Here is a 22,308-nt window from a genome sequence, read left to right as displayed (position 1 = left end):
AAAGAAACTGTAACTCTCAGAAAAGCATCTGGTTTAATGCTTAAGCCTTCTTTTCTTAATCATACCGCCTTTGATATCTTTGATCGCCGTCATTATTACAAATGCGTTCGGATCAATTTTCTGTATCTCCTTATTCAGCTTACTTATTTCAAGCCGGGTGATAACGGTATAAATAATATTTTTTTCTTCAGTGTGCCCCTCCTTGCCATAACCACCTTTGCCGGAATAAACCGTAACGCCACGGCCAATAACATTTATAACCATTTCTTTTATTTCTTCCTGGTGGGATGAAATGATGGTAACACCTGTGTATTCTTCTATACCTTCCAATACAAAGTCAACTGTTTTGGATGCGGCCAAATAAGTGATCATGGCATACAATGCTACATTTACAGAGATGAGCCATACGGCTGCAGTAAATATGATGATATTGATAAGCGTTATAATATCGCCTACAGTAGTCCCTAACTTCTTACTTAGAAAAAGTGCAACGATCTCAGTACCGTCAATAACAGACCCGCCACGAATAGATAAACCGATACCTGCACCAAGAAAGAAACCGCCAAACACGGCTACCAGTAATTTATCATCAGTAACAGGCTTAAAATGGATAAACGTAACAGCCAGCGCCAACCCGCCAATGGATAAAGCCGCTTTGATAGCAAATCCTTTTCCGATAATATTCAAACCCAGTAACAGAAATGGAATATTGATAAGTATGAGTAATAAAGAAAAGTTAACCAGAGTAAGCTCATTCACGAGTAATGCTATACCTGTGGCTCCACCATCAATAAAATCAGAGGGAATCAAAAAACCTTCCAGGCCAAATGCCGCTGAGATGATGCCTAGTAAAATGAAAAAAAAGTCTTTGATAGTAGAAACAACAGTGAGTTTTAATTCACGGTAGGCTTTTGCAAGCTCATATTTACTGAACTCACGGCCTTCTTCCGGCGTAGCTTTTTTATACCGGAGAACCTGCTTTGTCACAAAACGCTTCCAGGGAGTGTTCATATTCGGCATGATGGTAAATCTGATTTGAAGTATTTCAAATTTAAGAAATATCAGTCATGCACGAACAGTACAAACAAGGTTAGCAAAACAAAAAAAAGCATTCACAATTTTCGTGAATGCTTTAACTATTATCTATAAATTGTTATCTGCTTAAGCGTCTTTACCATGACAGTGCTTATACTTCTTGCCACTACCACAAGGGCAAGGATCATTGCGTCCGATCTTAGGGCCAACTGTTACCGGCACTAATTTATCTTTTTCATTTGCTGCATAATCTTCACCTGCAGCATCCACTTCTTCTTTATTTGCACGCATCTTACTGTAATCTGTTTTTTCCTGGCGGCCTTCTTTCAGGTTTGTACTTTCCTGTTGTATAGGCAGGGATGCATGAGCAAGGAAAGAAACAATATCTTTATTTACATCCCCTGTCATATTTCTAAACAGGTTATAGGCTTCCATCTTGTAAATAACCAATGGGTCTTTTTGTTCAAGATAAGCGGTCTGTACACTTTGCTTCAGATCATCCATTGCACGCAGGTGTTCTTTCCATGCATCATCAATTACCTGCAGCGAAATTGTTTTTTCTAAAGAAGAACAAACCTCAGAACCTTCACTCTTTAATGTTTTTTCCATATTGACCAAAACATTCAGGCCTTTCTTGCCATCTGTAAACGGCACATAAACATTCTCAATATGATTACCTTGCTGCAGCCGGATATTTTTAAATACAGGTAAAGCTTGTTTGCTTAATGCAGTTTTACGTGATTCATAATTTTCTGTTGCTTCATTGTACAAGCGGTCGCTCAGTGAGTTGATATCAGTTCTTGAAAATTCTTCTTTATCAATTGTTATATCAAGACCAAAGTTTACAATACAGGCCATTTTAAATCCTTCATAATCTTCCATCTCTTTGTAACCTGCAACTAAATTTTCTGCAACAACAGAGTAAGCGGTGTCAATATCCAGCGCAAGGCGTTCACCAAACAAAGCATGCTGGCGTTTTCCATACACACCATTCCGCTGTGCATTCATTACGTCATCATATTCCAGCAACCTTTTACGTATACCAAAATTATTTTCTTCCACTTTGCGTTGTGCTCTTTGAATACTATTGCTGATCATGCTATGCTGTATCACTTCACCTTCTTTATAACCCATCTTATCCATCAAACTGGCTATACGTTCACTGCCAAACATCCGCATCAAATCATCTTCTAATGAAACATAGAACTGCGATGAACCCGGATCACCCTGGCGACCTGCACGGCCACGCAACTGGCGGTCAACTCTTCTTGATTCATGGCGTTCAGTACCAATGATAGCTAATCCGCCTGCTTCTTTTACACCGGCACCGAGTTTAATATCCGTACCACGACCGGCCATGTTTGTTGCAATCGTAACTGCGCCGGGTAAACCTGCTTCAGCAACTATCTGTGCTTCCCTTGCATGTTGTTTTGCATTCAGTACATTATGCGGAATTTTTTTAACCGATAGCATTTTACCTAACAACTCACTCACCTCAACAGAAGTAGTACCCACAAGACAGGGACGACCTGCATTGCGCAATGCTTCTATTTCATCAATAACCGATTTATATTTTTCACGTTTGGTTTTATAAACAAGGTCCTGTTGATCTTTTCTTATCATCGGAATATTGGTAGGAATTGTAACCACATCCAGTTTATAAATATCCCACAACTCTTTTGCCTCTGTTTCCGCTGTACCGGTCATACCCGCCAACTTATGGTACATACGGAAATAGTTTTGCAATGTAACAGTAGCATAAGTTTGTGTAGCCGCTTCGATCTTTACATTTTCTTTCGCTTCAATCGCCTGGTGCAAACCATCACTATATCTTCTTCCATCAAGAATACGACCTGTTTGTTCATCTACAATTTTAATGGCTCCATCCATTACTACGTACTCCACATCTTTATCAAATAATGTATAAGCCTTCAACAATTGCTGAACACTGTGAATGCGATCTGCTTTTTGAGAATAATCATTCAGCAATACTTCTTTCTGCTGCAATTTTTCATCGGCACCTAAACTGCTTTTTTCTATATCAGCCAGTTTTACGCCGATATCCGGCAATACAAAAAAATCAGGGTCTTCACCTGTACGGGTGATCATGTTCAAACCCTTATCTGTCATATCAACTGAATTGTTTTTTTCATCGATATGAAAAAGCAATTCTTCATCGATGATAGGCATATGACGCTGCTGATCCTGCAAGTAATAATTTTCTGCTTTCTGCATTTTTACTTTTACACCAGGTTCACTCAGGTATTTGATCACAGGGCCATATTTGGGTAAACCACGGAATGCACGGAAGAGATACATGCCACCACCTTTTGCATCATCATCACCTTCTGCAAAACGTTTTTTTGCTTCGTTCAGGCAATTGCGGACAATTCTTTCCTGCTCCTGGTAAAGTTGCAGCACTCTTGGTTTGTGAATATGATATTGCTGGTCGTCGCCTTTAGCAACAGGACCGGAAATGATCAATGGAGTTCTTGCATCATCGATCAATACACTATCTACCTCATCCACCATAGCGAAATGATGTTTGCGTTGCACCATTTCTTCTGCAGAGTGTACCATGTTGTCACGGAGATAGTCAAAACCAAATTCGTTATTAGTACCGTAAGTGATATCTGCGAGATAAGCTTTTCTTCTTTCTTCACTGTTGGGCTGATGTTTATCGATGCAATCAACAGTAATACCCAACCATTCGAAGATGGGGCCGTTCCATTCCTGGTCACGACGGGCCAAGTAATCATTGACAGTTACAATATGTACACCTTCACCTGCAAGAGCATTCAAATAGGATGGGAGAGTAGATACTAATGTTTTACCCTCACCGGTCGCCATCTCTGAAATTTTTCCTGAATGAAGAACTGCACCACCGATCAACTGTACATCATAATGCACCATGTTCCAGGTAACAATACCTCCTGCGGCTGTCCATGTATTTTTAAAAATGCATTTATCACCATCGATCTTTATATAATCTTTTTTGACACTGAGGTCACGATCCAGTTGTGTTGCAGTGGAAATAATATCTGTATTATTTGTAAAACGTTTGGCCGTTTCTTTTACTGCAGCAAATGCTTCGGGTAAAATTTCCTGGAGTATTTCTTCAATCTGTTTATCTCTTTCTTTTTTCAGTTTATCCACCTGCTGGTAAATAGCGTCTTTACCCATCAGGTCATTAAAAGGAAGTTCTTCAGCTTTACGATTGGCTTCAGCTATTTCGGTTTCTATTCCTGTTAAATGAGTTTTGATGCGCTGACGGAATTCCTGGGTCTTGCCCCGGAGTTCATCGTTGGATATGGATTGATAAGCTGCAAAATGCTGGTTGATCTTTATTACAAGGGGCTCGATTTTCTTTACATCCTTTTCCGATTTGCTGCCACCAAAGAATTTTGAGATAAAGCCTAACATAGATATTTAAGATTGGGGATTGAAGTTTTAATATTTAGTCTTTTTGGTCGTCAAAAACCCTGCTATCCCTTTTTTATGGCCAAAATGGCAGCGGGTTTTTTAAGGAGGCCAAAGGTAGGCAATTTATGGCGTAGGAAGCACACAGATAACATGTGGTCTATGGACTTAAGTATGATTTGAGCAGGAGGAAACCCAACCTTTATTACCATCTATTTTTTGATTATAACTAAGTGCTGGGTTGGAGTAAAATGTATTTTAAATTTTTTAACTAACCTTGCGGCCTGAACCGGTATTAACTCCAAATCACTTTATGAGTCGTCCATTATTACTCTCCACCTACATCTTGACCTTATTAATTTCTTCCTGCACCAGCAACGAAATTGGAAATAGCAAAGATGTGAACCCCGATGCCATTTATTTTGACTATAAAATATGGGCTGAGGAAGGTAAACAAGATGTATCCATAATGCTGCAATACCGCTTTGGCGGTGTTAATGGAACCACGCTGGTGTTGAATGATCCGGCAAAGGTGGAACTGGATGGGCAAGTTGTACCGACAGATAGTAGCAGAATGACCGGCGCTTTTTATGAAGTAATAAAACCACTCGCAGGCTTTGCAGGAAATCATAAAATCATATTTACCGACATTAATAAAAAGCAATACGAAGAAGAGTTCAGCTTTCAGCCTTTTAAATTAAGTACAGAAATACCTGCCGTACTCAGCCGTGGCGAGCTGATATTTGATCTGGACGGGTTGAACCTTGTTGATTATGTCAGAATTTTTGCAAGAGACACTTCATTTGAAAGCAACGATATTAACCGGGTCGATACGGTCAGGAATGGTAGGGTTACACTTACTCTTGGTGATTTGGATAACCTGGTTAATGGCCCTATCAATATTAGATTTTATAAAGAGGATGAGAAAGTGGTGAAAGATGGTACCAAAGAAGGGGGTCGGATCGCTATTACTTATGGGCTAAAGAGGGAGTTTGAGTTGAAAAATTAAGCCCTTGATTAAGAGCTCAGTCGCCCTGATCCCGATATCTATTTCTTTTCCACATTCCGCTGGAATTTTAGCTTCACAACCCTACCTTTGCGGCCAATTCTAGAAAGCTATGGCAGGTCAGTTAAAAGAGGTTAGAAACCGCATCAAATCAGTACAAAGTACACAGCAGATCACAAAGGCGATGAAGATGGTAAGTGCAGCCAAGCTGCGACGTGCACAGGATTCAATTATTCAAATGCGTCCCTATGCAAAAAAGCTACAGGAAATGCTGACCAATATCGTGAGCAATTCGGAAGGTGGTTCAGGAATGAACCTGGCGGTTGAACGTCCGGTAGAAAGAGTTTTGTTTATTACAATTACCAGTGATCGTGGATTGTGCGGTGCTTATAATTCAAACCTGACCAAATTGACCAGGGCAACAATTGCTGAGAAATATCCTGAGCAGTTTAAAAAAGGAAATGTTACGATCTGGAGTATCGGTAAAAAAGGGTTTGAACATTTTCAGAAAAATAAATTTAATGCTGTTGATACTTACAAAGATATTTTGCTACACCTGAGTTTTGAAAATGTACAGGCTGCTGCGCAGGCTGCCATGAAAGCTTTTGAAGAAAAACAATTTGATGTGGTGGAGCTTGTTTACAGCCAGTTTAAAAATGCGGCTACTCAGCGTTTTGAGGTGGAACGTTTCCTGCCAATTCCTAAAGTGCAGAAAAAAGCCGGCGCAACAAAAGCTGATTTTATTTATGATCCTTCACAAGATCAGTTGATCAATGAACTGATGCCGAAGATCCTCAATACGCAATTATATAAAGCTGTATTGGATGCAAATGCCAGTGAACATGGTGCCCGCATGACTGCAATGGATAAAGCAAGCGAAAATGCAAATGAGATCCTTCGTGCATTACGTATAAGCTATAACCGGGCAAGACAAGCTGCAATTACTACCGAGCTGACTGAGATCGTAAGCGGCGCCGCTGCTTTACAAGGATAACCACCGGACTATTTATTTAAAGGACTGTGTTCTGATATTGGTTAGTTAATCAATTTTTAAATGTTGATAACTGTGTTATGTGCTTCTAAGCATTGATTGTATTTTCGTTACCTATTTAATCTGATTTATGGAAATAAATAATCTGATACTGCATGTCGAGTCGCTGATTTTTGCGTCTGACAAGCCATTGACTACACTCGAATTGCTTGACCTGGTGAATAATGCTTTGGGCTATATGGATGATAAAGTAGAACTTGACCAGGTAGAGTCTGCTATTGAAGGTATTGTTGAAAAATATGGCTCTGAGTTTTATCCTTTCGAAGTAAAACAAAGCGGCGGCGGCTGGCAGTTTTTAACTAAAAAAGAATTTCATAAAACAATTGCCCAACTGAATGGTGAAAAATACCTGAAGCGTTTAACTGCTGCTTCACTCGAAACGTTGGCAATTATCGCTTACAAGCAACCGGTGACCAAAGGTGAAATAGAAGCTATTCGTGGCGTAAACTGTGATTATGCTGTACAAAAGTTATTAGAAAAAGATTTAATCATCATAAGCGGCCGTGATGAAAAAAAACCCGGCCAACCATTGATCTACGGAACTTCTAAAAGCTTTATGGATTATTTCGGCATCAATACTGCCGATGACCTGCCAAAGATCAAAGAAGTACTCGCCGAGCAGTTGGTAGAACCAACACTTATCAATCATACTCCATCTGAATTGAACACAGAAGAAAACAACGTAACTGAAACTCCTGCTGATGCTGAGCTATCAGTAACTGAAACAGGAGAGTTGATAACAAATAAAAATACAAACGAGGGAGAAGAAAGCTGATTTGTAAATAATCAACATAAACTTTCAAGGCACGGTTTTTTGAACCGTGCCTTGTGTTTTATACCTTCGTCGCTATGCCGCTAGAACTTACACCTGAGCAATTGAAACAAGCCGCCGCTGAATACGGAACACCGCTTTATGTTTACCATGCAGAAAGAATAAAAGAACAATATGAAAACCTGCTTCATTCTTTTGCAGGTTGTGATGCCCGTTTTTTTTATGCAGCAAAAGCACTTACCAATATTAATGTGCTAAAATATGTAAACAGTATTGGTTGTAATGTTGATTGCAGCTCAGTAAATGAAGTAAAGCTTGCATTGAAAGCAGGATTGGCTCCGCAAAATGTTTTATACACTTCCAGTAATATTTCATTCGAAGAAATAATGGAAGCAAAAGAATTGGGTGTGCACATTAATATCGATAGTATCTCTAATCTTGAAAAGTTTGGAAAAAAATATGGACATAGCTACCCTGTTGGTATTCGTTTGCGTCCGAATATTATGGCTGGAGGAAATTTAAAAATTTCAACAGGTCATGCAGAAAGTAAGTTCGGTGTGCCGTTGGAAAACATTGATGAAGTTTTAAAAGTTATTAAGGACAATAATATTTTCATCCGCACATTGCATATACATACCGGCAGCGAGATAAAAGATGTGGAAGTGTTTGCAAAAGGTATTGAAGTGTTGTTTGAAGTAACTAAGCATTTTCCCGAACTGGAAGTGCTTGATCTCGGAGGCGGATTTAAAGTTCCTTACAAAGCTGGTGAAAAAGGAACCAATATTGAAAAGCTTGGAAAAAAAGTAAAAGAAGAGTTTGAATGGTTTGGGAAAAATAATGGCAAGCATTTACAGGTTTGGTTTGAGCCGGGAAAATATATTGTGAGTGAATGTGGGTATTTCATTACACAAGTGAATGTGATAAAGCCTGCCGGTGAAATCACATTTGCTGGAGTAAATAGTGGATTGAATCATCTCATTCGCCCCATGTTTTATGATGCTTATCATGAAATAGAAAATATCTCGAATCCTGGTGGTGAAAAGAAAATCTATAATGTGGTAGGTAATATTTGTGAGACAGATACATTTGCTTCACATCGTCAGTTGCCTGAAACAAGAGAAGGTGATCTTTTGATTTTTAGAAATGCAGGTGCTTATTGTTTTGAAATGGCCTCTAATTATAATTCACGTTACAAACCAGCTGAAGTTTTATTTGAAAATGGTAAATCAAAACTGATAAGAAAAAGAGAAGTGATGGATGATCTGCTGCGCAATCAATTGATGGATTAATCTTCTTTTGCATTTTCTCGTTCTTCTTCCCGCTGCATTCTTCTTTCACGAAGACTGAATCTTTTTCGTTCAGTTTTCTTTGGCCTTAGCAAGATCCACACAAGATAAATACCAGCAAAGATCAATAGCACTAACAGCATAACAAGTGTTGAAACGTGAATTTAGTTATTCAGAAACAATCTTGTGGCATAGTTTTTCATCTGAACTTCTTAAATTTAATTTCTATTCCCAATAACTAAAATTACTTCTATGCCTATCCGAATGACAGATGATCCTAACCAGCCACGTGATAATGACGATGGCGGTGGTGGCCGTAGACCAAATTTCCCTGGTGGAGGAGGCGGGCTTGGGGCATTACTTCCTTTATTGTTAGGATTGTTCAAAGGGAAAGGAATAATATTTCTGCTTGTTATTGCAGCAGGAGCTTATTTCTTTATGAATAAAGGCGGTTGTAATGTGTCTCAGATCACAAACCTGTTTTCTCAAAGTGGTTACAATTTTAGTCCTGATGAATTTAACAAAGCATCTGTGTACGAAGGATTGGAAGATGATAATACAAAAAATCCTTTACCTGAAGCAGTATCACTATTAAAATTTGCACCCAACCGGCTTAACCAGGGACAACAGGGAAGTTGTGTAGCATGGAGCAGTGCTTATGGTGCACAAACAGTTTTAACTGCTGCAGCTACAGGAGCTGATCCAAATGCAATTCGTTTCAGTCCATCTTATTTATATAATCAAATAAAACTGGAAGGCTGCCAGGGTTCTTATATACAAAAAGCAATGGAGGCAATGAGCAGCACAGGTGGTGTGCCGTTGAGTGAATATCCTTACAATGACCAGGATTGTAGTAGTGAACCTGATAGAAATGATCTGAATAAAGGAAAACAGAATGTGATCCATGGATTTCAACGATTGACCAATGGAGATAATATCAATGCAATAAGTGTTCGTGCAATAAAAGAACATTTAGCTAAAGATGCACCAGTTGTAATTGGTATGATGGTCGGAGGAAGTTTTATGCAGGAGATGATAGGGCAGGAAGTATGGCACCCGCAGGGAATGGATCAATCACAAATGGGATTTGGCGGACATGCAATGTGTGTGATCGGGTATGATGATCGCAAAGAAGGCGGCGCATTCCAGATCATGAATAGCTGGGGGCCTGAATGGGGTAAGAACGGAATAGGTTGGGTAAGGTATAGCGACTTCACCGAGTATGCAAAAGAAGCATATGGCATTGATCCATTACCAAAAAGAACCGAAGTAGCAAATATTCCTCTCGAGTGTACAATTGGTTTAGTGAACAATGATGGCGGACAAAATATTCAACTGCGTAATGCGGGGAATAACTTATTTCAAACAGCATCGCCGATTTCAGTAGGGACACGTTTTAAAATGTCAATTGAAAATGCGACTGAGTGTTATACTTATATTTTCGGAATGGAAACAGATGGTAGCAGCTATGTTTTGTTTCCGTATTTAAAACCAGGTGAAACTGTTTCTAAACATTCACCTTATTGCGGTATCACTGGTTATCGTTTATTCCCTAAAGCACAATCAATGGAAGCCGATAGTATTGGTAACAGGGATTATATCGCAATTGTTGTAAGTAAAGAGGAGCTTGATTATAATTCCATCAATGCAGCCATCAGCCGTAGTGCAAGACCCGATTACCTTGGAAAAGTAAATGAAGCATTACAATCTATGCTGATTTCCTCTGCGAGGTTTAATAGTACAAATGACGGACGAATTTATTTTAAGGTAGATGCAAATGATAATAAAGCAGTAGCTTGCGTAGTCGCATTTGACAAGCAATAATAAAAGCAAATGAAAAAAATATTCTCTCTTACCATTTTGTTGTTTTCAATTTCTGTTATGTATTCGCAGGATATGAAGAGTTTTAGTCTTTATAAACCTGAAGAAAATGCAGAGCAGGCTATTAAGGATGCCGTAAAAAAAGCAAAAGATGAGGGTAAGCATGTGCTTATACAAATAGGTGGTAACTGGTGCATCTGGTGTGCAAGGTTTTATTACTACGTCGGTAAAGATGCTCAATTGGATTCATTGATGAATGCAAACTATATAGTGTATCATATGAATTACAGCAAGGAAAATTATAATACAAAATTGCTGGCTAAATATAAATACCCGCAACGTTTTGGTTTTCCTGTTTTCTTAATGCTGGATGCTGAAGGTGAGTTGCTTCATACTCAAAATTCATGGTACCTTGAAGATGGCAAAACATCGTATGACAGAAACAAAGTGAAATCATTTTTTACCGAGTGGGGCCCGAAAGTATTTGACCCTAAACAATACCCGGAGCAATAGTTATGAGTAATGCTGATCAATTTTTCGAATTAGCAAGACATCCATTTAAGTTCCGTCTATTTCTTTTTTCAAAATTGCCGGCTGCTTATTTTTCTGGTGTAAGGGTGAGAGAAGTGGATGAGCATAAATGTTCCGTTACGATCCCATTTAAATGGCTTACACAAAATCCTTTTCAGAGTACTTATTTTGCCAGCCTGAGTATGGCAGCTGAAATGAGTACCGGTACCCTGGCTCTTGCACAGATTTATAAACGTCAACCACCAGTAAGTATGCTGGTGGTAAAAGTTGAATCACATTATTTTAAAAAAGCAGCCGATAAAACAACGTTTACCTGCGAAGATGGTTTGCTGATAAAACAGGCCGTTGAAGATTCTATTTCAACTGGCGAAGGGAAAACGGTTACGGCAAAATCTGTTGGCCGTAATAAATCTGGAGAAATTGTTGCTGAATTTTTTGTTACATGGTCATTTAAAGCAAAGCAGAAGCCTGTGAGCTTGTAGCTTTCCCGTTAAATTGCAAAGCCTGTGTTTGCACTCCTTTTCTTTATTATCAAATGAATTTATCCTAACATTGCAGCATAGAAAATGAATTTGAAAAAACTTTTTCATATACAGCATGATGGACAAAAGGAAATGATCCAGCCAGTGCTTTCAATAAGTCTTGGCGAAAAGAATTTTTCATTTGCCATTTCTAATGCGCAGGCAAACCAGTTGTATCATCTTGCAAGTTTTTCAGCTGATGAAATGAATATTGAAGTACTTGCTGAAATATTAAGTCTGCATCCTGAAGCAAGTGCAAGTTTTTATAAGGTCTCTGTTTGCTACTGTTATCCGCAACATATTTTAGTGCCACAGGATTATTACAGCAATGAAAATTTTGGTGAACTATTTAAATCTGTGCATGGTGTTTTGGCTGGAAAAAATATTGTATCGGAAAGTATGATCGATTGGCAATTGAATGATATATATACTGTGCCGCAAGGGGTACAGCAATTTTTAATGCGACGTTATCCATCTGCTTCTTTTAAAAATTTTCCAACATTGGCGCTGAAGAATCTTGATAATAATGAAGATGGTTTGCTAAAGGTTGATTTCGGTGTTGATGAATTTGAGCTGGTAGCTGTTAATCAAAATAAATTATTGCTTGCTGAAAGGTTTGAATATGCAACACCACATGATGTTATTTATGAGTTGCTGAATCTTTGCAATGCGTATTCACTTTCTCAATATAAAGTACAGTTGAGGATAACCGGGTTGGTAGATAAAGATTCGGCATTGTATAAAGAAATGTATCAGTACTTCATGAATATTGAATTCAGGAACGCAACATGGAGCCATGAGGATCATCCTGCTCATTTCTTCACAGTATTAAATGACATTGCCAGATGCGCATTATAGCCGGTGAACATGGAGGCAGGCGGTTTAATCCGCCTTCAAAAATGCCCTATACAAGACCTACTACAGATGTGGCGAAAGAAGGCTTGTTTAATATCCTTCAGAATAACCTTGACTTCGATGGATTAAAATCGTTGGATCTATTCGGAGGTACCGGCAGTATCAGTTATGAACTGGCTTCACGGGGTGTGCAGGATCTAACGATCGTAGAGAAGGATACAAGTATGTATGACTTTATCAAAAAAACATCATCAACGTTGAGACTGGAAAATTTTAAAGTATTTAAATCTGATGTATTCCGTTTTATAGAAAAATGTACAGATAAATTTGATTTCATTTTTGCCGGTCCGCCCTATGCACTTACGAATATTGATGATCTGCCTAAACTTATTTTTGAAAAGCAATTACTAAATAAAGACGGCTGGTTTGTTCTTGAACATACACCGCGGAATGATTATAAAACATTTCCTTTCTTCAAAACTGAACGTAACTACGGAACAACAGTATTTTCCATTTTTATAGAAACAGGGGAACGATAATAGTTGTCTCTTGCTAATTATCAGTTATCGCCTCTTTTTTCTATCTTAACGGTATGTTGAAGGCTGAAGCCCGGAAATATTACCGTGATAAACGAATGGAATTATCAAATGCAGAACGTTCAAAGCTGGATGATCTGCTGCTGATACAGTTTCAAACGGTGAAACTCCCTTTTATCAACACGCTGCTTTCTTACTGGCCCATCGAGGAAAATAAAGAACCTAACACTCATTTATTTACAGATTATATAGAATTTAAAAATCCCGAAGTAAAGATCTGTTACCCTAAAGCTGATTTCAAAAAGAAAGTAATGACGGCAGTAATTACGGATGAAGAAACGAAGTTTAAGAAGAATGAGCATAATATTTATGAGCCAATGAATGGTGATGTTTTATTGCCTAATGAGATCGATCTCCTGTTTGTGCCGCTGCTTTGCATAGATAATGAAGGTTTCAGGCTGGGTTACGGAAAAGGTTTTTATGACAGGTATCTCTATCTTTGCAGCAGGGAATGTATTATCATCGGGTTTAGTTATTTTGATCCCATAGATAAACTGGATGATCGCAATAATTTTGACTTAACTTTAACCACTTGTATCACTCCACATAAGGTTTATGATTTCTGACTTTTTTCTGCGTTCATTCCGGAAGTTACTCTTGCCCCTTGCTCTGGTGTATTGGTTTATAATCTGGGTGAGAAATAAGCTGTATGATAAAAATATTTTGAGTTCAACAACTTTTGGATTGCCATTAATTTCAGTTGGAAACTTATCTGTCGGCGGTACAGGTAAGTCGCCAATGGTAGAGTACCTGATCGAATTATTAAAAGACAAGTATAAAATAGCAACACTGAGCCGTGGATATAAAAGAAAAACGAAAGGTTATGCATTGGCACAACAAAATACTACAGCACTGGAAATAGGCGATGAGCCGATGCAGTTTCATGTAAAATTTCCTGAGTTAGCGGTTGCAGTTGGTGAAGAAAGGATTTTTGCAATACCGCAATTGCTTCACGACAGACCGGAGACACAGGCTATTATTCTCGATGATGCATTTCAACATAGAGCTATCAAAGCTGGGCTTGATATTTTGTTAACTGATCATGATAATTTATTTGTTGATGATTTTTATTTACCTACAGGTGATCTGCGGGATTTAAAATCCTCTTATAAACGGGCGGAAATAATTGTTGTTACAAAATGCAAACCTGATTTATCTGAAGAAGAAAAGAAAAAAATAACAGAGCAAATAGATCCTTTACCGGAACAGGAAATTTATTTTACAACGATTGAATATGGCCAATGTTATCACCTGGTTGAAAAAACGGGAATAGAATTAAAAAACACTACCGAAGTTTTATTGGTGACCGGGATCGCTAACCCCGCTTCGTTGAAAAAACTTTTGGAGAAGCATAGCAAAATCTATCAACTGATTGAATATTCTGATCATCATATTTTCACTATTGATGATTTAAGGCATATCCGAAGCAGGTTCGAAGCAATTGAATCAAATGAAAAACTAATACTCACAACGGAAAAAGATGCAGTGAGGTTGGATAAGTTTGGGAGTGAGTTGCATGGGATGCCTGTGTATGTGATACCTATCCGTCATCATTTCTTGTTTGGTGAGGGAGAAAAATTTAATACAAGAGTAGAATCATTTATAAAAAATTTTGAAAGAAACTAAAAATGGGAAGAAAAAACTCAAAGAAGAGAAAAACAAAAGAGAAATCATCGGCTGCAAAAGTATATAAAGGCACGGTGGATATGACCCGTTCTGGTGTAGCTTATATAATTGTTGAGAATCTTGACAGTGATATTATGGTGAGGCAGCAGGGATTAAATACGGCCCTGCATGGCGACATGGTATGGGTAGAAATTACAAAAGGAAAAGAAGGCGTCGGCAGAATGCAGGGTGAAGTAATTAAAGTGGTAACCAGGAAACGTAAAGAGTTTGTCGGTCGCATTGAGATGAACAAAGGCTTTGCATTCTTTATTCCGGAAATGGACCGACCAATGCCGGATATTTACATACCGCAGGAAAATATTGGCGAAGCAAAAAATAATGAACGAGTAGTGGTAAGATTGGTGGAATGGGAGTCAAGCGATAAGCGGCCTGTGGGTGAAGTGGTGCATGTGCTGAATATAGAAAATGAGAATGATCTTGCAATGAAGGAGATTTTGCTCGACAGCGGCTTCCCACTTCAATTTTCAGATGAAGCAATGGAAGTAGCTGCAAGAATTCCCGAAACAATAACAGAGGACGAGATCAGCAAAAGAAAAGATTGCCGTTCGATACTCACATTTACAATAGATCCTGTAGATGCAAAAGATTTTGATGATGCCCTTTCATTTCGTCCGCTAAAGAATGGAAATTATGAAATAGGCGTGCATATCGCAGATGTAAGCCATTACGTGGAGACAGAAACAGAATTGGATAAAGAAGCATATGAAAGAGCCACATCTGTTTATTTGCCAGATAGGGTAAACCCAATGTTACCGGAACATATCTCTAATTTTTTGTGTTCATTAAGACCGAAAGAAGATAAACTCACTTTCTCCGCTATTTTCCAGTTAACTCCTAAGGGTGATGTAAAGCAATACTGGCTGGGTAAAACGGTTATTCATTCTGATCACAGGTTTACTTATGAAGATGTACAGGAAATGATTGAAGGAAAAGAGGGGCCGCATAAGGAAGAACTTTTATTACTGAATGAAATGGCACAACGGATGCGTAAGCAACGGTTTAAAAACGGAGCAATAAATTTTTCTTCACAGGAAGTACGTTTCAAGCTGGATGAAAAAGGCAAACCGATCGGGATACTTATTAAAGAAAGTAAAGAAGCACATCAATTGATCGAAGAATTTATGTTATTGGCCAACCGGAAGGTAGCAGAGCATTTGTCGAAAATTAAAATTCATAATAAGCCGTTGCCAGTACCTTATCGTATTCATGATGATCCTGATGAGGAAAAGCTGGTGCCGTTTGTTGCCTTTGCAAAAAAGTTTGGACATAAATTCGATATGTCTTCGCCGGATAAAATTGCTGAATCATTTAACCAGTTATTGAAGGATGCACATGGTAAACCAGAACAGCATGTGCTGGAACAATTAGGCATTCGTACTATGGCAAAAGCAAAATATACAATAGAGAATGTGGGTCACTATGGTTTAGGTTTCGAGCATTATTGTCATTTTACTTCACCGATACGCCGTTACCCGGATGTGCTTATTCATCGTGTATTGCAACAATCGCTTATAGAAGCCATTGTTGTAGATAAGAAGATGGAAGAGAAATGCAAGCATTGCAGTGAACGGGAAAGAGCTGCAATGGAGTCAGAAAGGGCTGCGAATAAATACAAACAGGTGGAATATATGAAGGACTACCTGGGCGAAGAGTTTGAAGGTGTGATCAGCGGTGTAGCTGCATTTGGCTTCTGGGTGGAAACAATAGAACATAAATGTGAAGGACTTGTTTCATTAAACAGTCTTCTTGATTTTGATACTTTTCATCATGATCAAACAGATTATTGTTTGACTGGTCAGCGGAGTGGTAAAAAATTCAGGATGGGAGATAAGGTGATGATAAAAGTAGTGGCGGCTAATTTGACTAAACGACAATTGGATTACGAATGGGTTGTAGAAGAAGCGAAAACTAAGAAGTCAAAAACCAAAAATGCAAAGTAAAGAGCATTGAGTTTGGATTATATTTGAAATTGAAAAATAAACCATGCAATCATTCGAAAGCTTATCAAAACAGTTTACAGAAAAATTTAACCAACGGCATTTCCCGGAACAACCAGCCAGTTTGTACGAACCGAATGAGTATTTTTTAAAACTCGGCGGCAAAAGGATACGTCCTGTTTTATGCCTGATGGGCAATGAATTGTTTGATGAAATAAATCCTGACGCATGGCATACAGGCGCAGCCATTGAGCTATTCCACAATTTCACTTTGATACATGACGACATAATGGATAAAGCCCCCTTACGGAGGGGTATGCAAACCGTTCATTCAAAATATAGTGAGAGTACTGCACTGCTTGCTGGTGATGTAATGTTGGTAAAAGCATATGATTATCTCAATAAAATAAATACATCTTACCTGCATGCTGTATTGAACTTGTTTAATAAAACAGCGATGGAAGTTTGTGAAGGCCAACAGATGGATATGGATTTTGAGCAAATGGATACTGTAAGCCTGGATGATTATTTAAAAATGATCGAACTGAAAACATCGGTTGCATTGGCAGCAAGTCTGCAAGTAGGGGCTATTCTCGGTGGTGCAGGTGAGAGAAATCAAAACCTTATATATGAATTTGGCCGTAAGCTGGGCATTGCATTCCAGGTACAGGATGATTATCTGGATGCATTCGGCGATCCACAAAAATTCGGTAAGCAGGTAGGCGGAGATATCCTGGCCAATAAAAAAACATTTTTATTGATACATGTTCTGGAAGTTGCTTCTGCCAAAAATAAAAAAGATTTACAGCAATTATTAAAAACTAATGAAGCTGATAAAATTCAGCATGTACTTTCAATTTATAAAGAATCAGAAGTAGATGAATGGGCATTGAAATTAAAAGCAAAATACCTGGACGAAGCATTGACGCATCTCGATGATATTGCAGTTCTCTCTAAAAGAAAAGAGCCGCTCAGGGAGCTGGCTCAATTTCTTGTTCAAAGGGATATATAGTCAGTGCTTTTAAAAAATGGTTAAGCGAAAATGCTGTTCATGTTTATCCCATTCGAAATACAGATACCGATTATCACTAGATCGATCAGCACACTGAAAAAGAATACAGGTATTGTTATTTTAGTTGGTAATGCGGCAAGATTCACAATCAAACAACTTGCCATTGCTGCCATTGCAAATGGCCACAAGATCACCGGGTTGCCGGAAAGCATGATAGCTAGGAGTGTAAGTATCGTTATAACACAACCGTGACCGGCCAGCCCGATAGCAAGCCATAACATTTTTTTTTCTTCCTGGTCTGTGCACCAGTTAATAAAACGTGTCCATAAAGATTCTTGAGTTATTGCTCCATGATAAGAGGAAGATATGCTCATTGGTTCTCTGTAAGTTTTCATTTCATTTAATTTTAGAACACAAAAATTAGAAGAAGCCTGAACGTCAGGAATGAAGAAAATCAATCTCATGCCTGATTTTAATCAGGTACTGATTTTTCATTATCTTGACAGCCCAAAATCAACATGCTGATGGCAAATTCTTTGTTCCGCAGAAAAGAAATTTCTTCTATACTTTCTGAATCATCTAAAGGCGACGGCGATGCACATGCACATGGGCTCAACAGGGTACTCACAGTTCGTGACCTGACTTTTTTTGGAATTGCAGCTATCATTGGCGCTGGAAGTTTTAGTTCTTTGGGCGAAGCCGTTTTTAAAGGCGGGCCCGGAGTAGTATTACTTTTTGTAATTACCGGTATAGCCTGTGCCTTTACAGCATTATGTTATTCTGAATTTGCGAGCCGCATACCTGTTGCAGGCAGCGCTTACACCTATGCGTATGCAAGTTTTGGTGAATTGTTTGCGTGGATAATTGGCTGGGCCTTGATAATGGAATACTCAATTGGTAATATTTATGTGGCATTTAGCTGGAGTGATTATTTTACTTCGTTTCTTGAAAAACTAAATGTTCATATCCCCGATTATCTAAGTTGCAGTTATACGGAAGCACATAAAGCTGTTCTTTCCGGAAGCAGTAATAAAGAGGCTTTGAATGCATGGGCCACTGCTCCTGAGATTGGCGGACTAAGAATGATTTTGGATCTACCGGCATTAGTCATCAACCTGCTCATTACCTATCTTGTTTATCGTGGAATCAAAGAGAGCAGGAATTTCAGTAACTCAATGGTTATACTCAAACTTGCAATTGTAACATTAGTAATTCTTGTTGGTGGTGCATTGTTATTTTCAAACGGTCTTACGTTCAACTGGACGCCGGCAAATGATGAAGGGGTTAAGTCTTTTATGCCGAATGGTTTTGGTGGAGTGATGGCAGCAGTTAGCGGGGTGTTCTTTGCTTATATTGGGTTTGATGCAGTGAGTGTATTGGCAGAAGAAAGCAAGAATCCACAACGAGATCTACCAAGAGGGATGATTTACTCATTGGTCATTTGTACGGTTGTTTATATTTTACTGACGTTGGTTATAACAGGAGCGGTAAATTATAAAAACTTTGAAGGCATTGGTGACCCGCTGGCATTCATTTTTGAGAAACAAAATCTGAATATAGGATGGATGCAATTGCTGGTTGCTATTTGCGCTGTTATAGCTATGACAAGTGTCTTACTTGTATTTCAAATGGGGCAACCAAGAATTTGGATGAGCATGAGCCGGGATGGGTTACTACCACCCGTATTTCAGAAAATTCATAAGCGGTTTAAAACACCATCTTTTGCAACAATTGTTACAGGCTTTGTTGTTGGTGTTCCCATTTTATTCACTGACAAAAGTTTTGTACTCGACTTTACAAGTATTGCCACTTTATTTGCATTTGTACTGGTTTGCGGTGGAGTGTTGTTGATACCAAGAAGAGAAAAAATTCCGGGCAAGTTTAATATTCCTTATGTGAATAGTAAAATTATTTTTCCAGGCTTGATAGTGATTGCTATTGTATTATTGTTATTTTTCGCAAAAAATTATTTTGCAGATAAGTTTGATTTTTCTTTTGAAAGAAAGGTGGATGCCTTTTCGGCGGTTATTCCTAAGAATAACGTTGACACTTTTGCAGTTGTGCAAAACTTAGAACAGCATTTAGTTTCAAAAAATCACAATGACTCAGCTTTTATTAAATTAAAAGCAAAAATACAATTAAGCTCAAACGTTTCAGAAAAATTTACTTTAGCTAAAGAATTTATTTCTGATAATGATACTACGCAAAGCAGAACAGCCAAAGTTTCAATAATTATTTTTTGGATTATAATAATTATTCTTGCTTTTTTCGCCTTTCTCAAAAATTACTCATTAATTCCTCTAATGGGAGTTACAACTTGTTTGTATCTGCTCACGGGTATGACAAAAAGTAATTGGCTATGGTTTCTTTCCTGGTTGGGAATAGGATTAATATTATACTTCCTGTATGGATATAAGAAAAGTAAACTGGCTGGAAAATAATTGGGTAACAGGCTGTATTGCTACAATCAGCATATGTTGTGTCGCTCCCGATAACTATCGGGACTTGTACATTCGGTATCTTTACTGAGCAAATAAATGAAATGAAATACGAGGTTGGTGATAAAATTTTGATTCTTCATTCTAACGAGGAAGGCGAGGTACTTGACATTCTCAATGATAAAATGTTGCTTGTAGATGTAAAAGGGATAAGCTTTCCTGTATATATGGACCAGGTTGACTTTCCTTATTTTAAAAGATTTACTGAAAAGAAAATCGTTAATTCTCCAAAACAAAAAGCTTATATCGATGATGTAAGAAAGGAGAAAACAAAACCTGAGCAAAAAGAAGATGGTGTTTGGTTGACCTTTTTACCTGTAATGGACCTTGATGAATTTGGCGATGAAGTAGTGGAAGAGCTCAAAGTACATTTGGTTAACCGGACAAAGCAGGTTTACAATTTCAATTACTGCCTTACCTATTTTGGAAAAAAGGAATTCGAACTGAAAAATCAAGTTAACCCGTTCGAGGATTTTTATATTCACGACATTCCCTTTGAGCATTTAAATGATAACCCGGTTTTTGAATTTGAGTTTACATTAGATAAGTTCGATAAAAAGAAAGCAGAGTATTTTGAAACGAATATTAAGTTGAAACCTAAACAGGTTTTTAACCGCATCGAAGAGCTTAAGAAAAAGAATGAGGCCATGTTCTCTTATTCTTTGTTTGAAAAATATCCGGATAAGATAATTGAGGACAAAGAAGATTTGAGTCATTTGGGTAAAGGACAAAGGATCTATGATATTTCTAAACTCAGGCAAATGATGGAACCCCCACGTAGTGTAGTTGATCTGCATATTGAAAAACTAACTGATGACTGGAGGGGGATGAGTAATTATGAAATACTTGGCTTACAGCTCAAAACGTTTGAGAAATATTATGCGTTAGCTATTTCACATTTTCAGCCCAGCTTTATTATTATACACGGAGTAGGCAGTGGCAAACTGCGTGATGAAATTCATGATTTACTAAAACACCGGAAAGAAGTAAAGAGTTTTGTGAACCAATATGATTCCAGGTTTGGTTATGGTGCTACGGAGATATTCTTTCAATACTGAATAAGTCTATTTATTTTTGCTGTTCGCTTTTTAAAATTAAGTTCATTGAAAATACTGCTACAAACCCGGCTATCGTCTCGATTTATCGGGAAGGAAAGTCCGGACAGCACAGAGTAATGTACCGGTGAAGAGCCGGGTGTAAGGCTATAAATGCCATGCAACAGATAGTGCCACAGAAAATAACTGTCCCGGCTGAAAAGTTGGGATGAGGGTGAAAATGTGAGGTAAGAGCTCACAGTCCCGCTAAGTAATTATCGGGACGGGTAAACCTTACATGCTGAAATGCCACGTATAGTAATGTTTGAAGGCTACTCGCCTGAATCGCTGCAAGGCGTGCATTACAGGGTGGGCAGATTGATTCTTATGGGCAACTATAAGAACAGATAAATGATGGCCCGCATCAGCAATGATGCGAACAGAATCCGGCTTATGGGTTTGTAGCTTTTTTTTAATTTTCGGTGTGATAACCGATCAAGGTAGACTTGATAAAGAGTTTCATATTAGAAGGAGGACCGGGGGCTTTATAAAACTCACTGGTATATTTGATAACACCAAAGCCCGGCACAAAATAAACCCTATCGCGACGATAACCCGGTGCATATTTTTCCAACATGATATAATTTGAAAAACTTCCTGCTTCAGTCCTCAGCGCTTCAGTCGTTTTAATGATTTTTCCAAACGCAACAATATCAACAAAGCTGGCAAGAAAGTTTACAGTGTCTTTTTCCGCTTCATACAGTTCCCTTTTAGTATAAAATGAATCCACGATAAAACTTCCGTTTTCTAAACCATAAATGGCGTTTTCACTCGCATATATTTTCCTGGGAAGACCAACATCTTTTTTTGTTTCCCACCAGATCAGTTGATCTGGGGTCTGTAATGTTTTGGTATAACGCAGGGTATCAATTTTTACGGTTTTAAAATTACCATTGCCGTCAAAAATTGAATCCTCATACACCCAATAATTTTTTGAATTAAAAGGCATAAAGCCACAATGCTTACCTGAGTAATTAATGTAATAAACCTGGTTGGTATCGTAGGCAACTGCAAGCGGATCCATAGTTTGCTGGATACATGCTTCATTCATCGGCAAAGGCACCTCGGTTTTTTTGCAGGCTGAAAAAATTATAATAAAAGCTCCAGAAAAGAGTAATAGTTTATTCAAAAGGTATCCGTTTTAAAGGGGCATCTAAAGTAATATCCCTATTCCGTATCTCATAGTA

At 38.2% G+C, this 22,308-nt stretch carries 19 protein-coding genes and 1 other RNA gene; 16 read left to right on the top strand and 4 right to left on the bottom strand.

Going from position 1 to position 22,308, the window contains the following annotated elements:
* Positions 1-33: 33 nt before the first annotated feature.
* Both E6H07_16340 and secA read right to left on the bottom strand, forming a co-directional pair.
* Positions 34-1,011: a YitT family protein gene (locus tag E6H07_16340; GenBank protein ID TMI63093.1), complete on the bottom strand. Its 978-nt coding sequence runs from the start codon at positions 1,009-1,011 to the stop codon at positions 34-36.
* 150 nt (positions 1,012-1,161) lie between these two features.
* Positions 1,162-4,458: a preprotein translocase subunit SecA gene (secA, locus tag E6H07_16335; protein TMI62968.1), complete on the bottom strand. Its 3,297-nt coding sequence runs from the start codon at positions 4,456-4,458 to the stop codon at positions 1,162-1,164.
* A gap of 310 nt (positions 4,459-4,768) precedes the next feature.
* On the opposite strand from secA, the gene E6H07_16330 reads away from it, so the two are divergent.
* From E6H07_16330 to E6H07_16270, 13 genes are all read left to right on the top strand, one after another.
* On the top strand, positions 4,769-5,464 hold the full coding sequence (locus tag E6H07_16330; GenBank protein ID TMI62967.1) for a hypothetical protein: 696 nt from the start codon (positions 4,769-4,771) through the stop codon (positions 5,462-5,464).
* A gap of 109 nt (positions 5,465-5,573) precedes the next feature.
* Complete coding sequence (gene atpG, locus E6H07_16325) at positions 5,574-6,455, top strand: ATP synthase F1 subunit gamma (protein TMI62966.1); 882 nt, start codon at positions 5,574-5,576, stop codon at positions 6,453-6,455.
* Between the two features lie 127 nt (positions 6,456-6,582).
* Complete coding sequence (gene scpB, locus E6H07_16320) at positions 6,583-7,287, top strand: SMC-Scp complex subunit ScpB (GenBank protein TMI62965.1); 705 nt, start codon at positions 6,583-6,585, stop codon at positions 7,285-7,287.
* A gap of 74 nt (positions 7,288-7,361) precedes the next feature.
* Positions 7,362-8,573 carry a diaminopimelate decarboxylase gene (gene lysA, locus E6H07_16315; GenBank protein TMI62964.1) on the top strand — a complete coding sequence of 404 codons (1,212 nt, stop codon included), beginning with the start codon at positions 7,362-7,364 and terminating at the stop codon, positions 8,571-8,573.
* 261 nt (positions 8,574-8,834) lie between these two features.
* Positions 8,835-10,394 (top strand): peptidase C1A papain, encoded by a 1,560-nt coding sequence (locus E6H07_16310; GenBank protein TMI63092.1) that lies wholly within the window; start codon positions 8,835-8,837, stop codon positions 10,392-10,394.
* Between the two features lie 9 nt (positions 10,395-10,403).
* The gene (locus E6H07_16305) at positions 10,404-10,904 is read left to right on the top strand and encodes a DUF255 domain-containing protein (GenBank protein ID TMI62963.1); all 501 of its coding nucleotides are present in this window, start codon (positions 10,404-10,406) and stop codon (positions 10,902-10,904) included.
* Positions 10,905-10,906: 2 nt separating this feature from the next.
* On the top strand, positions 10,907-11,404 hold the full coding sequence (locus E6H07_16300; protein TMI62962.1) for a DUF4442 domain-containing protein: 498 nt from the start codon (positions 10,907-10,909) through the stop codon (positions 11,402-11,404).
* An 84-nt stretch (positions 11,405-11,488) separates the two neighbouring features.
* Complete coding sequence (locus tag E6H07_16295) at positions 11,489-12,301, top strand: DUF3822 family protein (protein ID TMI62961.1); 813 nt, start codon at positions 11,489-11,491, stop codon at positions 12,299-12,301.
* Entirely contained in the window at positions 12,289-12,837 is a 549-nt protein-coding gene (locus tag E6H07_16290) for a methyltransferase domain-containing protein (protein TMI62960.1), read from the top strand. The genes E6H07_16295 and E6H07_16290 overlap by 13 nt, the downstream gene beginning before the upstream one ends.
* 53 nt (positions 12,838-12,890) lie before the next feature.
* Positions 12,891-13,460 carry a 5-formyltetrahydrofolate cyclo-ligase gene (locus tag E6H07_16285; protein TMI62959.1) on the top strand — a complete coding sequence of 190 codons (570 nt, stop codon included), beginning with the start codon at positions 12,891-12,893 and terminating at the stop codon, positions 13,458-13,460.
* Positions 13,450-14,520: a tetraacyldisaccharide 4'-kinase gene (gene lpxK / locus E6H07_16280; GenBank protein TMI62958.1), complete on the top strand. Its 1,071-nt coding sequence runs from the start codon at positions 13,450-13,452 to the stop codon at positions 14,518-14,520. Before E6H07_16285 ends, lpxK begins: the two co-directional genes overlap by 11 nt.
* A 2-nt stretch (positions 14,521-14,522) precedes the next feature.
* Positions 14,523-16,520 (top strand): ribonuclease R, encoded by a 1,998-nt coding sequence (gene rnr, locus E6H07_16275; protein ID TMI62957.1) that lies wholly within the window; start codon positions 14,523-14,525, stop codon positions 16,518-16,520.
* A gap of 43 nt (positions 16,521-16,563) precedes the next feature.
* Positions 16,564-17,529 (top strand): polyprenyl synthetase family protein, encoded by a 966-nt coding sequence (locus E6H07_16270; GenBank protein TMI62956.1) that lies wholly within the window; start codon positions 16,564-16,566, stop codon positions 17,527-17,529.
* A 20-nt stretch (positions 17,530-17,549) separates the two neighbouring features.
* On the opposite strand, the gene E6H07_16265 is transcribed toward E6H07_16270, so the two are convergent.
* On the bottom strand, positions 17,550-17,924 hold the full coding sequence (locus tag E6H07_16265) for a hypothetical protein (GenBank protein TMI62955.1): 375 nt from the start codon (positions 17,922-17,924) through the stop codon (positions 17,550-17,552).
* 129 nt (positions 17,925-18,053) lie between these two features.
* Between E6H07_16265 and E6H07_16260 the strand changes: the two genes are divergently transcribed.
* The 3 genes from E6H07_16260 (at position 18,054) to rnpB (ending at position 21,531) form a co-directional block, all read left to right on the top strand.
* The gene (locus tag E6H07_16260) at positions 18,054-19,970 is read left to right on the top strand and encodes an amino acid permease (GenBank protein TMI62954.1); all 1,917 of its coding nucleotides are present in this window, start codon (positions 18,054-18,056) and stop codon (positions 19,968-19,970) included.
* 101 nt (positions 19,971-20,071) lie between these two features.
* Positions 20,072-21,085 carry a hypothetical protein gene (locus E6H07_16255; protein TMI62953.1) on the top strand — a complete coding sequence of 338 codons (1,014 nt, stop codon included), beginning with the start codon at positions 20,072-20,074 and terminating at the stop codon, positions 21,083-21,085.
* Between the two features lie 56 nt (positions 21,086-21,141).
* Positions 21,142-21,531, top strand: an RNA gene (gene rnpB, locus E6H07_16250) — RNase P RNA component class A.
* 2 nt (positions 21,532-21,533) lie between these two features.
* Here rnpB and E6H07_16245 read toward each other — a convergent pair.
* Positions 21,534-22,250 (bottom strand): hypothetical protein, encoded by a 717-nt coding sequence (locus E6H07_16245; protein ID TMI62952.1) that lies wholly within the window; start codon positions 22,248-22,250, stop codon positions 21,534-21,536.
* Between the last annotated feature and the right edge of the window lie 58 nt (positions 22,251-22,308).

It is taken from the genome of Bacteroidota bacterium, assembly GCA_005882315.1.
In the GTDB taxonomy this organism is placed as follows: domain Bacteria; phylum Bacteroidota; class Bacteroidia; order Chitinophagales; family Chitinophagaceae; genus VBAR01.
Note: the sequence above shows the minus strand (reverse complement) of the source record. Positions and strands in the feature narration are given on the sequence as shown.

Coding starts and splice junctions, on each gene's coding strand:
- E6H07_16340 (TMI63093.1), bottom strand. CDS start 1,011: ATGAACACTCCCTGGAAGCGTTTTGTGACAAAGCAGGTTCTCCGGTAT.
- secA (TMI62968.1), bottom strand. CDS start 4,458: ATGTTAGGCTTTATCTCAAAATTCTTTGGTGGCAGCAAATCGGAAAAG.
- E6H07_16330 (TMI62967.1), top strand. CDS start 4,769: ATGAGTCGTCCATTATTACTCTCCACCTACATCTTGACCTTATTAATT.
- atpG (TMI62966.1), top strand. CDS start 5,574: ATGGCAGGTCAGTTAAAAGAGGTTAGAAACCGCATCAAATCAGTACAA.
- scpB (TMI62965.1), top strand. CDS start 6,583: ATGGAAATAAATAATCTGATACTGCATGTCGAGTCGCTGATTTTTGCG.
- lysA (TMI62964.1), top strand. CDS start 7,362: ATGCCGCTAGAACTTACACCTGAGCAATTGAAACAAGCCGCCGCTGAA.
- E6H07_16310 (TMI63092.1), top strand. CDS start 8,835: ATGACAGATGATCCTAACCAGCCACGTGATAATGACGATGGCGGTGGT.
- E6H07_16305 (TMI62963.1), top strand. CDS start 10,404: ATGAAAAAAATATTCTCTCTTACCATTTTGTTGTTTTCAATTTCTGTT.
- E6H07_16300 (TMI62962.1), top strand. CDS start 10,907: ATGAGTAATGCTGATCAATTTTTCGAATTAGCAAGACATCCATTTAAG.
- E6H07_16295 (TMI62961.1), top strand. CDS start 11,489: ATGAATTTGAAAAAACTTTTTCATATACAGCATGATGGACAAAAGGAA.
- E6H07_16290 (TMI62960.1), top strand. CDS start 12,289: ATGCGCATTATAGCCGGTGAACATGGAGGCAGGCGGTTTAATCCGCCT.
- E6H07_16285 (TMI62959.1), top strand. CDS start 12,891: ATGTTGAAGGCTGAAGCCCGGAAATATTACCGTGATAAACGAATGGAA.
- lpxK (TMI62958.1), top strand. CDS start 13,450: ATGATTTCTGACTTTTTTCTGCGTTCATTCCGGAAGTTACTCTTGCCC.
- rnr (TMI62957.1), top strand. CDS start 14,523: ATGGGAAGAAAAAACTCAAAGAAGAGAAAAACAAAAGAGAAATCATCG.
- E6H07_16270 (TMI62956.1), top strand. CDS start 16,564: ATGCAATCATTCGAAAGCTTATCAAAACAGTTTACAGAAAAATTTAAC.
- E6H07_16265 (TMI62955.1), bottom strand. CDS start 17,924: ATGAAAACTTACAGAGAACCAATGAGCATATCTTCCTCTTATCATGGA.
- E6H07_16260 (TMI62954.1), top strand. CDS start 18,054: ATGGCAAATTCTTTGTTCCGCAGAAAAGAAATTTCTTCTATACTTTCT.
- E6H07_16255 (TMI62953.1), top strand. CDS start 20,072: ATGAAATACGAGGTTGGTGATAAAATTTTGATTCTTCATTCTAACGAG.